Origin of the sequence: Allopusillimonas ginsengisoli (assembly GCF_004153455.1) — a bacterium.
In the GTDB taxonomy this organism is placed as follows: domain Bacteria; phylum Pseudomonadota; class Gammaproteobacteria; order Burkholderiales; family Burkholderiaceae_B; genus Allopusillimonas; species Allopusillimonas ginsengisoli.
Genome location: NZ_SDQE01000002.1, coordinates 377,910 through 389,991 on the forward strand (window position 1 = coordinate 377,910; position 12,082 = coordinate 389,991).

Below are 12,082 nucleotides of genomic sequence, written 5' to 3' on the forward strand. Positions count from 1 at the left end.
ACGACTGGCGCGGCTTCCCCATTTCGACGGGATTTGGGATGCGCAAAGCATCCACAAAACTCAGTAAAAATCAAGCCTAAAAGCACTTGCTTCCCCTTGGGACACTTACTACAATTAGTGCTTAAACAACGGGCAACCACAATATATTGTGGTCGAGACGCAAATATAGCGCCTGCCTAGCCATACCACAGCAAACGGCTGTTTGCATCCGCCAACCCAAATAACGATAGACGCGCGCCCGCGACCGTTACTCTGCCTCAGGAGCCTCCATGCAAACCAACCCGACCGAGACCACGACCTCTCAGTCCGCCCCTCTTTCTCCTGCCACAAGCAATCATGCGGCCGATACCGGCAACAAATGGGAAAACTTCCATATTATTCGTCGCAATGGCGCTGTGGTCGGTTTTGAGCCCGGCAAGATCGTCATCGCGCTGACCAAGGCGTTTCTCGCTGTCAACGGCGGCCAGGGCGCTGCCTCTGCCCGCGTGCGCGAGCTGGTCGAAACGCTCACCGCGCAGGCAGTCAACGCGCTGGTGCGCAATCGCCCAAGCGGCGGCACCTTCCATATAGAAGATGTCCAGGATCAGGTCGAGCTTGCGCTGATGCGTTCGGGCGAGCACGATGTTGCGCGCGCCTATGTGCTGTATCGCGAAAAGCGCTCGCAGGAGCGCGCCCGCAGCGCTCCGCCCGTACAGCCCGAGGTTGCCGGGCAGAGCGGCATCAATGTCATCGATAACGGCGTCAAGCGTCCGCTGGATCTGTCGCGTCTGCGCACCACCATTGCCGAAGCTGGCGCCAATCTGCCTCACGACATCGACGTCGAAGGCATCCTGAAAGAAACCGTCAAGAACATCTACGACGGCATTCCTGTCGACGAAGTCTTCAAGTCTGCCATTCTGTCCGCGCGCGCGCTGGTCGAAACAGACCCATCCTATAGCCAGGTTACCGCACGCCTGCTGCTGCACACGATCCGCAAGGAAGTCCTGGGCGAAGAAGTCGAGCAGTCTGAAATGACGACGCGCTATGCCGAATACTTCCCCCAGTTCATCAAGACGGGTATCGAGGGCGAACTGCTCGACGCAAAGCTTGCCGAGTACGACCTGGCCAAACTGGGCGCAGCGCTCAAGGCCGAGCGCGATCAGCAGTTCAATTACCTGGGCCTGCAAACCCTGTATGACCGCTACTTCCTGCACCTGCGCGGTCGTCGTATCGAACTGCCGCAAGTGTTCTTCATGCGTGTCGCCATGGGCCTGGCACTCAACGAAGCCAATCGCGAAGATCGCGCCATCGAATTCTATGAAGTCCTGTCCTCATTCGACTTCATGAGCTCCACACCTACGCTGTTCAATTCGGGCACCCTGCATTCTCAGCTGTCGTCCTGCTACCTCACCACGGTGTCGGACGATCTGGCCGGCATCTACGATGCCATCAAGGAAAACGCCCTGCTGGCCAAGTACGCCGGCGGCCTGGGCAACGACTGGACGCCTGTGCGCGCGCTGCGCAGCCACATCAAGGGCACCAACGGCGAAAGCCAGGGTGTCGTGCCCTTCCTGAAGGTCGTCAACGATACCGCTGTCGCCGTCAACCAAGGGGGCAAGCGCAAGGGCGCCGTGTGCGCCTACCTTGAAACCTGGCACCTGGATATCGAAGAGTTCCTGGAACTGCGCAAGAACACTGGCGACGAGCGCCGCCGCACCCATGACATGAATACCGCGAACTGGATTCCTGATCTGTTCATGAAGCGCGTGATGGAAAATGGCGACTGGACACTGTTCTCGCCTTCCGATTGCCCCGACCTGCACGACAAGTACGGCGTTGCCTTCGAAGAGGCCTATGTCGGCTACGAGAACAAGGTCGCCAACGGCGAACTGACACTGTTCAAGAAGATTCCCGCTGTCCAGCTCTGGCGCAAGATGCTGTCCATGCTGTTCGAAACCGGCCACCCCTGGATCACCTTCAAGGATGCGTGCAACGTGCGCTCTCCTCAGCAGCACGTGGGCGTCGTGCACAGTTCCAACCTGTGCACCGAGATCACGCTCAACACCAACGAGTCGGAAATCGCCGTCTGCAACCTGGGCTCCGTCAACCTGGCCGCGCACCTCAAGCTGGCAGACAACGGCCAGTATGTACTTGACCACGACAAGCTTGAGCGCACCATCACCACCGCGATGCGCATGCTCGACAATGTCATCGACATCAATTATTACGCCGTCGAAAAGGCACGCAATGCCAACATGCGTCACCGCCCGGTGGGCATGGGCGTCATGGGGTTCCAGGATTGCCTGCACATGATGCGTGTGCCCTTTGGCTCCGATGCTGCGGTCGAGTTCTCCGACCGTTCCATGGAAGCCCTGTGCTATCACGCTTATTTTGCGTCCAGCAAGCTGGCGGCCGAACGCGGCACCTACGAAACCTTCAAGGGTTCGCTGTGGGACCGCGGCATTCTGCCGCAAGACACGCTGGCGTTGCTGCGCGAGCAACGCGGTGGCTACCTCGAGGTCGACGACAGCGCCACGCTGGACTGGGACACGCTGCGCGCCCATATCGCCCAGCACGGCATGCGCAACTCGAACTGCGTTGCCATTGCACCGACGGCAACCATCTCCAATATCATTGGCGTGTCGCCTTGCATCGAACCCAACTACCGCAACCTGTATGTCAAATCCAATCTGTCCGGCGAGTTCACGGTCGTCAACGACTTCCTGGTGCGCGATCTCAAAGACCGCAAGCTGTGGGACGAAGTCATGGTCGCCGATCTCAAATACTTCGATGGCAGCCTGGCACGCATAGACCGCATCCCGGATGATCTGCGCGAACTCTACGCCACGGCTTTCGAAGTCGATCCCACCTGGGTGGTCGAGTGCGCTGCGCGGCGTTCCAAATGGATTGACCAGGCCCAGTCGCTGAACATCTTCATGGCCGGCGTGTCGGGCAAGAAGCTCGACGACATCTACAAGCTGGCCTGGACACGCGGTATCAAGACCACATATTACTTGCGCTCCATCGGCGCGACCAACGCCGAAAAATCCACTGGCCGCGGCGGCGAACTGAACGCCGTCAGCAACGGTACGGGCGCGAGCACTGCGGCATCTGCCTCCGCAGCGTCCTCCACCGTGCCCGCGCTTCCCGAAGCCGAGATTGTTGGCGCCGCATGCACCATGCGGCCCGGCGACGAAGGGTTCGACGAATGCGAAGCATGCCAGTAATCAGCTATTAGGAAACCATCATGTTGAATTGGGAAGAAAACTCCGCCGCGAAACCCGCGGTTCCCGCCGACGATACCGGCACCACCAACCCAACGGCCCGCCAGCAAGCTATGACCGACAGCGCCATTCCTACGCCTCAATCCGACGCAACGTCCACCGGCACTGCCGGTCGCGTGCGCGCCGCCGACAAACGCATCATCAATGGCAAGACCGACGTCAACCAACTGGTGCCCTTCAAGTACAAGTGGGCCTGGGAAAAATACCTTGCCACGTGCGCCAACCACTGGATGCCGCAAGAAATCAATATGTCGCGTGACATCGCGCTCTGGAAGAACCCCACCGGGCTGACCGAAGACGAGCGTCGCATCGTAAAGCGCAACCTGGGTTTCTTCGTGACCGCAGACTCGCTGGCCGCCAACAATATCGTGCTGGGTACCTACCGCCATATCACGGCACCCGAAGCACGCCAGTTCCTGTTGCGCCAGGCCTTCGAAGAAGCCATTCACACGCACGCTTATCAATACATCGTCGAATCCCTGGATCTGGACGAAGCAGAGATTTTCAATGCGTACAACGAAATCCCATCGATCCGTGCCAAAGACGAATTCCTGATTCCATTCATCGACGCCATCGCCGATCCAAACTTCCAAACAGGCACCACGCAAGCAGACCAAACACTGCTTCGATCACTCATTGTTTTCGCTTGCTTGATGGAAGGCTTGTTCTTTTATGTTGGTTTTACGCAAATACTTGCGTTGGGTCGTCAGAACAAAATGACAGGCGCCGCCGAACAGTACATGTACATCCTTCGCGATGAATCCATGCACTGCAATTTCGGCATCGACTTGATCAACACCATCAAACTCGAGAACCCTCATCTGTGGACGGCTGAGTTCCGTGAAGAGATCCGCGAACTCTTCAAAACGGCTGTAGACCTTGAATATGCTTACGCTGAGGACACCATGCCTCGCGGCGTGCTCGGTTTGAATGCATCAATGTTCAAGTCATATTTGCGTTTTATTGCCAATCGTCGTTGCCAGCAAATCGGCGTTGAGCCTCTTTTTGCTCAAGAAGAAAATCCATTCCCATGGATGGCAGAGATGATCGACTTGAAGAAAGAACGCAACTTTTTTGAGACACGAGTCATTGAATATCAGACAGGTGGAGCGCTTAGCTGGGAATAATGCTTGGTAGTCGCGCGAAGCTACGTTAGACTCTAGGCGTGCAAGGTACTTGATACTTTGCACGCTTGCGCCATTTGAGATGGGTCGCATCCTTATAGTGGGGGCCATATCAAATGGGTGGACGTTCTCTTCGACTCGACCTCAAGGAGCATTACTATGGCAACAGCCAAGAAGGCCGCCAAGAAGGCGGCAACCAAGAAAGCTGCAACCGCCAAGAAAGCAACACCCGCAAAGAAAACCGCTGTTAAGAAACCCGTAGTCGCCAAGAAGGCAGCGCCCGCTAAAAAAACAGTGGCCAAGAAAGCCGCTGTAAAAAAAGCAGTAGCAAAGAAGGCGCCGGCCAAGAAGGCAGCAGCCAAGAAAACCGTCGCTAAAAAGGCAGTCGCCAAAAAAACTGTAGCGAAAAAAGCAGTCGCCAAGAAGGCAGTCGCCAAGAAAGCTGTGGCGAAAAAGGCAGTCGCTAAAAAAACGGTAGCCAAAAAAGCTGTCGCTAAAAAGGCAGTCGCCAAGAAAGCAGTAGCCAAGAAGGCCCCAGCAAAGAAAGCACCAGCCAAGAAGGCCGTCGCTAAAAAGACAGTTGCCAAGAAGGCAGTCGCCAAGAAAGCCGTCGCCAAAAAAGCACCTGCCAAGAAAGCGCCTGCCAAAAAGGCTGTCGCCAAGAAAGCAGTAGCCAAGAAGGCCCCGGCAAAGAAAGCGCCAGCCAAGAAGGCCGCCGCCAAGAAAGCACCAGCCAAAAAAGCCGCCCCTGCAGCCGCCAAGAAAACGACTGCCCGGAAAGCCCCCAAGAAGGCCAGCGTAAAGTCGGCAGCCAAGGCAACCAAGGAAGCAACGCCAGCGCCTGATGCCAAGCAGTCGATCAACCCTGCCGCCTCTTGGCCATTCCCGACCGGCGGCCGCCCCTAATTCGGTTCACGGCCCTGTCCTCAGGGTCGCCGGATCGCTAAAGGCACGCCTGTGGACGCAGGCTTTTACTGCCCGACGCTTGTCGGGCAGTACTATTTTGCAGGTCGTTTTCTATCACTCACGCAACATGCGACAATGTTGTGTTCGACAACATTCACGGCCCAATCATGCTCCGCGAAGCCCTGCAATTTATTATCGAGATAGTCTTTTCCCTGTTCGGGATTGCGCTTATCCTGCGCGCCTGGCTCTATGCCATTCGTCTGCACCCGTTCAACCCTTATTCCCAGTCGATTCTCCGCATTACCGATTGGCTGGTCCAGCCTGTACGGCGCATTGTTCCTTCCAGCAACAAGATAGACTGGCCAAGCCTGGTTTCAAGTTGGATCACCGCGCTACTGTCCTTGGTGCTGACATCGGCGCTGTTCGTCGGCCTGCCTGCCACGCTGCAGCTGTTGTTGCCCATCTGTCTTGCAGCGGTGTTCACGCTGCTCAAATGGACTTTCAATGTGGTGCTGTGGGTGGTGCTGATTCAGGCGATTCTGTCGTGGGTCAATCCCATGGCGCCCATCATGCCTGTCTTGCATACGCTCACAGAGCCGCTGCTCAACCCTATTCGCCGAATTCTGCCTAATTTCGGACGCTTCGATCTGTCGCCGCTGGTACTGTTGATACTCGCACAGTTGGCGATGATGGTGCTGCAGCGCGTGGCGTACTCGGTGGTCTCTTTCTAGGCGGCGTTCAATCTGCGCGAACAGGGTTGTCATGGTTTTTGCGCTGCTGCCGTTTGATCGGCATTGGTTCTTTTGACGGTCGGCCCGTCGCTCACTGGCCGTCGGACACATGCTGAGTCGGTTCGGCGCCCCTTGCGCTGAACACCGCATCGGCTTGCTTGTTCGGGGCTTTCGACCCTCTCTTCGTGTGGTTCGCCTGCTCAGGTGTGGCTTGGGTTCTTTTGACGGTCGGCCCGTCTCTTGCCCGCCTTCCGGCACAACTTCGCCGGTTCGGCGCCCACGCGCCGAACACCGCATCGGCTCGCTCGTCCGGGCCCTTCGGCCCTCCCTTCGCCTGCGCCTCGCTCGGCTCAGATCGTGCCTGCAGGCGGGCAAGAGACGGTCCGCCCTGCACTGGCTTGTTTTGCACCGCCGCTGGGCCGGTCAGGGTGCTTGGCCTTTTTGCGTGATGGCCTGTTAATGCCAAAGAGCTCTTGCGCTTGTGATCATGGGCCCCCCTATCAGGGCCCATGATCACGTCGGAGCCGTGGCTGGTGAGAGGTTTGTCGGGGGGTGTTTGGGTGGAGCGGTTGAGCTATGCGTGCCGCGCATGTATTCCGTGCGGGCCGTGTCGGCAATGCTTGTGCCTCTTTCACTGGCTGCGTCTGGCGGAGCTTGCTCCTTCAAGACAGCCATAGGCCGGAGCACCGCATGTCGGACACGCTCCGGGCCGGGCTTTAGGAAGGATTGGGGAGTGTCAGAATACTTGTGTTCAGGCAGTTTAAATAGATCATGATCTGCCTGCTTTTCTTGTGACTGTGGATCCGCGTAGCGATATGTCTGCGTGAATCGATCCTCGTACAGGATAGCAAATTGCTGTATTGCTGCGATCCAATAATGGGTGGCGCAGCCCCATTTGATGGTGATGCTTCGGATCGCCAGCCACAGCAGCTTTAGGGCAGCCTCATCGGAGGGGAACTGTCCGCGCGTCTTGATGATCTTGCGCAACTGCGCACTGACGCTCTCGATGGCAATTGACATCACTCGTGCGCATGCTTTGTCGGCGTCTCGTGTCACTGAAGCATTTGATGGCCATGCTTCGGATCGCCAGCTACAGCAGCTTTAGGGCGGCCTCATCGGTGGGGAACTGTCCGCGCGTCTTGATGATCTTGCGCAACTGCGCATTGACGCTCTCGATGGCGATTGACATCACTCGCGCGCATGTTTTGTCGGCGTCTCGTGTCAGTGAAGCATTTGATGGTGAAGCTTCGGATCGCCAGCTACAGCAGCTTTGGGCAGCCTCATCGGTGGGGAACTGTCCGCGCGTCTTGATGATCTTGCGCAACTGCGCATTGACGCTCTCGATGGCGATTGACATCACTCGTGCGCATGTTTTGTCGGCGTCTCGTGTCACTGAAGCGCCAGATGATACGTATCGGAAATATCAGCAATCGTCGACGGGCAAGTTCCCTCCCTGCAGCGCGGCCCTTTCTCTGCGTTGCACCCTTTCTCTGCTCTCTGCTTTTTTGCCCCCTTTCGCAAACTACTGTCCCGACGTGCGTGCCGGCCCTGATAGGGGGGCCGGCACGCACAAGCGCAAGAGCTCTTTGGCACTAACAGGCCATCACACAAAAAGGCCAAGCACCCTGACCGTGCCAGCGACGTGACGCATCAATTCAATGCAGGGCGGCCCGTTCCTCACCCGCCTGCAGGCACGATCTGAGCCGAGCGAGGCGGAGGCGAAGGGAGGGCCAAAGGGCCCGGACGAGCGAGCCGATGCGGTGTTCGGCGCAGGGGCGCCGAACCGGCGAAGTTGTGCCGGAAGGCGGGTGAGGAACGGGCCGACCGTCAAAAGAACCCAAGCCGCACCTGAACAAGCGAACCCAGACGAAGAGAAGGCCCCCACGAATAAGCCGATGCAGTGCTCGGCGCATGGGCGCCGAACCGGCGAAGTTGTGCCGGAAGGCGGATGAGGGACGGGCCGACCGTCAAAAGAACCCAAGCCGCACCTGAACAAGCGAACCCAGACGAAGAGAAGGCCCCACGAATAAGCCGATGCAGTGCTCGGCGCATGAGCGCCGAACCGCCTCAGCTTGTGCCGAAAGGAACGTGAGGAACGGGCCGACCGTCAAAAGAAAAACCCGCAAACCTGAGCCCTCTTATGACGACGAAAACACCGCCTCACAAAACAACTCAAGCCCACGGGCTTCATGTCAGCCAAAACGCCGCCCACGGCAGCGCCAGCTTGCTAACAGACACAAATCTTACATAGGAACAACACGCGTAGGACCATTGCCGCTGATCAAACGCACACGCTGACCCGCCGAAATGGCAACATCCGCCTCCTGCGCAATAACCCGCGTTTCGCCATTATCCAGCCTGACCGTGATTTCCAGGCCCTGAGATTTGCCCATGCGATTCTCGACGGTATTACCCGCCATCGCACCCAACAGGCCACCACCGATCGCGGCCAGGACACTGCCCCTGCCACCACCAATCGTGCTGCCCGCCACACCGCCCAGCGCACCGCCAGCCGCTACACCGGCACCTGTGGATTGATCTGTTTGTATAGTGACAGGGCGCACCGCTTCGACCGTACCAGTGCGTACGATCTGCTCGCGCTGTGCCTGCCCGTAGGTATACACCGAAGACGACGCACTATGATTGGCGCAGCCAGCCACCAAGGCCAGCGAGCCAGCAAGTACTGCCAAGGCGATAATACGCGTTCCGCGAATGCCGGGTTGCTGCATAGAAATTGGATACACGGAATACTCCTTTAAAGCATTGATCCGGCCAGGCCGGACGTGAGAACAAAAGATCGTGCGCATGGCGAACACTCAGCCTTCGAGATGGATGCCATATTGGCGGTGAAGGACAGTATCAATGTCCGCCCGCGATGGACGATGATTCTGCGGCCCCTTTTCGGCAATTTTAAAGCTCCCCATCACGTTCGCCAAGCGACACGCATCCACGAGCGACCAACTGTGTGTAAGACCATATAACAGGCCGGCGCGGTGCGCATCACCGCAACCGGTAGGATCCACGACCGCCTCGGGGGGCGACGGTGGAATATCGACAGCACCCTCCTGCGTATAGAGTATGGCCCCTTTGGCACCCTGAGTGACGATCACGGCAAGCATCGAGGACGCAATCTCCTGCATGCTACGGCCGGTGCGCTCCTCGACCACGCTGGCTTCGTAGTCATTGGCGGTCAGAATGGCCGCGATGCTCAGCATCTCGTTGAGATCATCGCCCGAAAACAGCGGCATGGCCTGCCCAAGATCAAAGATAAACGGAATCCCTTGGGCCTTCATACGGCGCGCATGGGCAAACATACCATCCTTGGAATCTGGCGCGACAATACCCCAACCCGCCTCCTGTCCGCTGATATCGTTTTCTGCAGACCGCAGCATGGCACCGGGATGGAAGGACGCAATCTGATTGCTGTCCAGGTCGGTGGTGATATAGCATTGCGGCGTAAACATGTCCGGCAATACGCGAATCAAGCTGGTATCAATGCCCAACTGCTGCATGTAAGACAGATAATCAGCGGCATCAGGCCCGACCGTACCTACGGGCACCGCGTACCCACCCAGCAGATTCAGGCTGTAGGCGATATTGCCCGCGCATCCGCCGAATTCCTTGCGCATGCTGGGCACAAAAAACGAAACACTGAGAGACTGTATGCTTTCGGCGCGGATATGATCCTGGAAGCGGCCTTCGAAGACGGTGATGGTATCAAACGCGATGGAGCCGCAAATCAAAACCCTGTCGGTCATTACATGCCTTATTGAAAAAATTTATCGAGTTGATAGCCATTGATGCTCTGGCCATTCAACATAATCGGAACACGCACAGTGACTTCGCTGTTGGCGGCGAAGGGGTGCAACAGCATCTCTGCGGGCAGATAGGCATCAGGCGGAAGATTCTTGCGAACCAGCAAAGTGCCGGCCACGTCTTTGAGGCTGAGCGCAAGCGTGGGCCATTCCTGGGGCTTGCCGTAGCCATTGCGCATGACCAGTTGAAGCATCAGGCTGCCCGGCGTGGCTGTGGACTTGGCGTCCTTGTTGCCCGCATCGCCCGGATTGTCTGTCGTTATACCCACCCCCGAGCTCAACGAAGAGCTCATGATGGTGATTGCATTGATATTGCGCGCGTAGGGCACCTGGCAGCCCAGCGAGACGCAGGCCTTTTCGAGCACAGGACGCAGCAAGGGAACGTCGTTGGCGATTTGTACGCGATAGACGTAGGCGAGCTGCGCCAGTAAAAGCACCGCACCCAGCGCAACCATGACACGCCAGAACAGGGTTGCGATGCTGCTGGACTCCTGATAGCTTTCAATATCGTGGTCCGGCCGTCGGGCGTGATCGGATATCGTCCGCGCAGACACGTCCCGGCCGATCGGGTCGCGGCCTCTGGCAACCTGACCTGCCTCTTTGGGATCCAGATAGAAGGCCGGCGACGATTCCGCATCGGCCGATGCCTCATCAACATGAGGCTCATCTCGAGCGGAGATTGACCAACTCGGCGACGTATCGACGCCTTGCGCAGAAGCATGGCTGCGGCCCACCTGCGCAGACGCCGCTGCGCGCTCATCCTTGATACCGGGCTCGGGCCGCAGCGGGCGCACTGCCTCGCCAACCCGGAAGCGGCTGTCATCGTCTTGAGAATCTGCGCTACTGCGCGATGAAATCGTAAATGCGGGGCCTGGCGACGAAACCAGACGGTGGCTGTCCAACGTATGCCCCGGTGCGGCGCCAGACGCATCATGACGCGGGCCCGACGGTGCATCGGTGCGATGGCGATGGCGTACCACGCGAGGTATGCTGGGATCGCCGGGCGGCGCAGGACTGGCTTGGCCAGCATGCAGGCTGGCAGCGGCCCCGCCCGCAGTTGCCTGCCGCACCGGAGGCGCGGCAGGGGGCGCCTCGTGCCCTGTGACGGGTGCGGATTCGCCTGCGCCGGATACAACGGCTTCGAAGCCGTCGAATATGTGAGCGCAACTGATGCAGCGTATATAGCCTTTGCGCAGTTGCAACTGTTCAAGGCTGGCAGAAAATATAGTTCCGCATTGCGGGCAACGCGTAGTCAGATCCATAAACGTAAAACCAGTAGAGGCCGTCAGGCTCGGCGGCCGTGCAGACAAACCCACCCATCCATGGCCTGCCATACCGCCATGTCCAGCCATGGTGCATAAGCCTGCGCAACCTCCTGCGCCTGCCGCTCGAGCACCCCCGACAACACCAGGTGGCCGCCAGGCGCAACCCTGGTGGAAAGCATGGGGGCAAGGACCTTCAGCGGGTTGGATAATATATTGGCAACCACAACCTGAAATTGCCCCTCCGACAGATCATCAGGCAACATGGCGAGCACCTGAGCGCCATTCACTTCTGCATTGTAGCGGGTGGATTGCACAGCCTGCTCGTCAATATCCACCGCCCAGGAGTCGCCGGCGCCCAGCAGCCGGGCTGCAATCGCCAGAATACCCGAACCGCAGCCATAATCCAGCAAGGATTCGCCGCCCTGGATATTGTGCTCCAGCCACTGCAGACAAAGGTGTGTCGTAGGGTGACTACCTGTACCAAAGGCCAAGCCAGGATCGAGCTCGATATGCAGCTTGCCGCCATCTTGCCCATCCTGACCGGAAATCGGCGGAACGTCTGGGCTGTCGCGATGCCAGCTCGGCACAATCCAGATGCGTTGCCCGATCTGTATAGGCTGAAACTGCGCCTGCGTGAGCCGCACCCAGTCCGTGTCGGGAACCTCTCGCACAGCCCACTGACCTTCGCCATAATCCGCAATACCGGCTGACCGCACGTACTCCAGCAACTGCGCCGGATCCAGCCCATCGGGCAGCAGCGCCACGACGCTATTGCGCTGCCAGGCCTGAACATCGGGCTCATGGCCTGGCTCGCCAAACAATGCCTGCTCAGCATCGGTGTCGCTGTCTGCGTCTTCGACTGACACAGACAGCGCGCCAGCCTCAATCAAGGCATCCGACAAGGCCTCGGCCCGCTGTTCGGGGCAAATCAGCACGAGTTCCCGCATGTGAGTGTTCCATCAAGAAAACAGGGGGCGC

The 12,082-nt window shown here is 58.4% G+C and carries 9 protein-coding genes and 1 pseudogene; 4 read left to right on the plus strand and 6 right to left on the minus strand.

The features are described from left to right. Nucleotides 1-269: 269 nt before the first annotated feature. From ERE07_RS06735 to ERE07_RS06750, 4 genes are all read left to right on the plus strand, one after another. A complete protein-coding gene (locus ERE07_RS06735; protein WP_130008042.1) occupies nucleotides 270-3,206 on the plus strand; it encodes a ribonucleoside-diphosphate reductase subunit alpha in 2,937 nt (978 codons plus the stop codon). Between the two features lie 20 nt (nucleotides 3,207-3,226). Beyond that, nucleotides 3,227-4,390, plus strand: coding sequence for a ribonucleotide-diphosphate reductase subunit beta (locus ERE07_RS06740; RefSeq protein ID WP_130008043.1), 1,164 nt, complete (start codon nucleotides 3,227-3,229; stop codon nucleotides 4,388-4,390). 156 nt (nucleotides 4,391-4,546) lie between these two features. Continuing rightward, complete coding sequence (locus ERE07_RS06745) at nucleotides 4,547-5,293, plus strand: histone H1-like DNA-binding protein (protein ID WP_130008044.1); 747 nt, start codon at nucleotides 4,547-4,549, stop codon at nucleotides 5,291-5,293. Between the two features lie 167 nt (nucleotides 5,294-5,460). Further along, on the plus strand, nucleotides 5,461-6,024 hold the full coding sequence (locus ERE07_RS06750; protein ID WP_130008045.1) for a YggT family protein: 564 nt from the start codon (nucleotides 5,461-5,463) through the stop codon (nucleotides 6,022-6,024). Nucleotides 6,025-6,843: 819 nt separating this feature from the next. On the opposite strand, the pseudogene ERE07_RS06755 reads toward ERE07_RS06750, so the two are convergent. The 6 genes and pseudogenes from ERE07_RS06755 to prmA form a co-directional block, all read right to left on the minus strand. Then, nucleotides 6,844-7,035, minus strand: a pseudogene (locus ERE07_RS06755) (IS256 family transposase); the annotation flags it as partial. Nucleotides 7,036-7,114: 79 nt separating this feature from the next. After that, a complete protein-coding gene (locus ERE07_RS21635; protein WP_167670733.1) occupies nucleotides 7,115-7,381 on the minus strand; it encodes a hypothetical protein in 267 nt (88 codons plus the stop codon). Nucleotides 7,382-8,267: 886 nt separating this feature from the next. Further along, nucleotides 8,268-8,753: an outer membrane lipoprotein gene (locus ERE07_RS06760; RefSeq protein ID WP_130008305.1), complete on the minus strand. Its 486-nt coding sequence runs from the start codon at nucleotides 8,751-8,753 to the stop codon at nucleotides 8,268-8,270. Between the two features lie 87 nt (nucleotides 8,754-8,840). Then, nucleotides 8,841-9,782 (minus strand): carbohydrate kinase family protein, encoded by a 942-nt coding sequence (locus tag ERE07_RS06765; RefSeq protein ID WP_130008046.1) that lies wholly within the window; start codon nucleotides 9,780-9,782, stop codon nucleotides 8,841-8,843. 8 nt (nucleotides 9,783-9,790) lie between these two features. Further along, on the minus strand, nucleotides 9,791-11,101 hold the full coding sequence (locus tag ERE07_RS06770; protein ID WP_167670782.1) for a zinc-ribbon and DUF3426 domain-containing protein: 1,311 nt from the start codon (nucleotides 11,099-11,101) through the stop codon (nucleotides 9,791-9,793). 23 nt (nucleotides 11,102-11,124) lie between these two features. Further along, the gene (gene prmA / locus ERE07_RS06775) at nucleotides 11,125-12,051 is read right to left on the minus strand and encodes a 50S ribosomal protein L11 methyltransferase (protein ID WP_130008048.1); all 927 of its coding nucleotides are present in this window, start codon (nucleotides 12,049-12,051) and stop codon (nucleotides 11,125-11,127) included. Between the last annotated feature and the right edge of the window lie 31 nt (nucleotides 12,052-12,082).

Bases quoted from the DNA above. Each gene is read 5' to 3' on its own strand.
- ERE07_RS06735 (WP_130008042.1), top strand. From the start codon at position 270: ATGCAAACCAACCCGACCGAGACCACGACCTCTCAGTCCGCCCCTCTT.
- ERE07_RS06740 (WP_130008043.1), top strand. From the start codon at position 3,227: ATGTTGAATTGGGAAGAAAACTCCGCCGCGAAACCCGCGGTTCCCGCC.
- ERE07_RS06745 (WP_130008044.1), top strand. From the start codon at position 4,547: ATGGCAACAGCCAAGAAGGCCGCCAAGAAGGCGGCAACCAAGAAAGCT.
- ERE07_RS06750 (WP_130008045.1), top strand. From the start codon at position 5,461: ATGCTCCGCGAAGCCCTGCAATTTATTATCGAGATAGTCTTTTCCCTG.
- ERE07_RS21635 (WP_167670733.1), bottom strand. From the start codon at position 7,381: ATGTCAATCGCCATCGAGAGCGTCAATGCGCAGTTGCGCAAGATCATC.
- ERE07_RS06760 (WP_130008305.1), bottom strand. From the start codon at position 8,753: ATGCAGCAACCCGGCATTCGCGGAACGCGTATTATCGCCTTGGCAGTA.
- ERE07_RS06765 (WP_130008046.1), bottom strand. From the start codon at position 9,782: ATGACCGACAGGGTTTTGATTTGCGGCTCCATCGCGTTTGATACCATC.
- ERE07_RS06770 (WP_167670782.1), bottom strand. From the start codon at position 11,101: ATGGATCTGACTACGCGTTGCCCGCAATGCGGAACTATATTTTCTGCC.
- prmA (WP_130008048.1), bottom strand. From the start codon at position 12,051: ATGCGGGAACTCGTGCTGATTTGCCCCGAACAGCGGGCCGAGGCCTTG.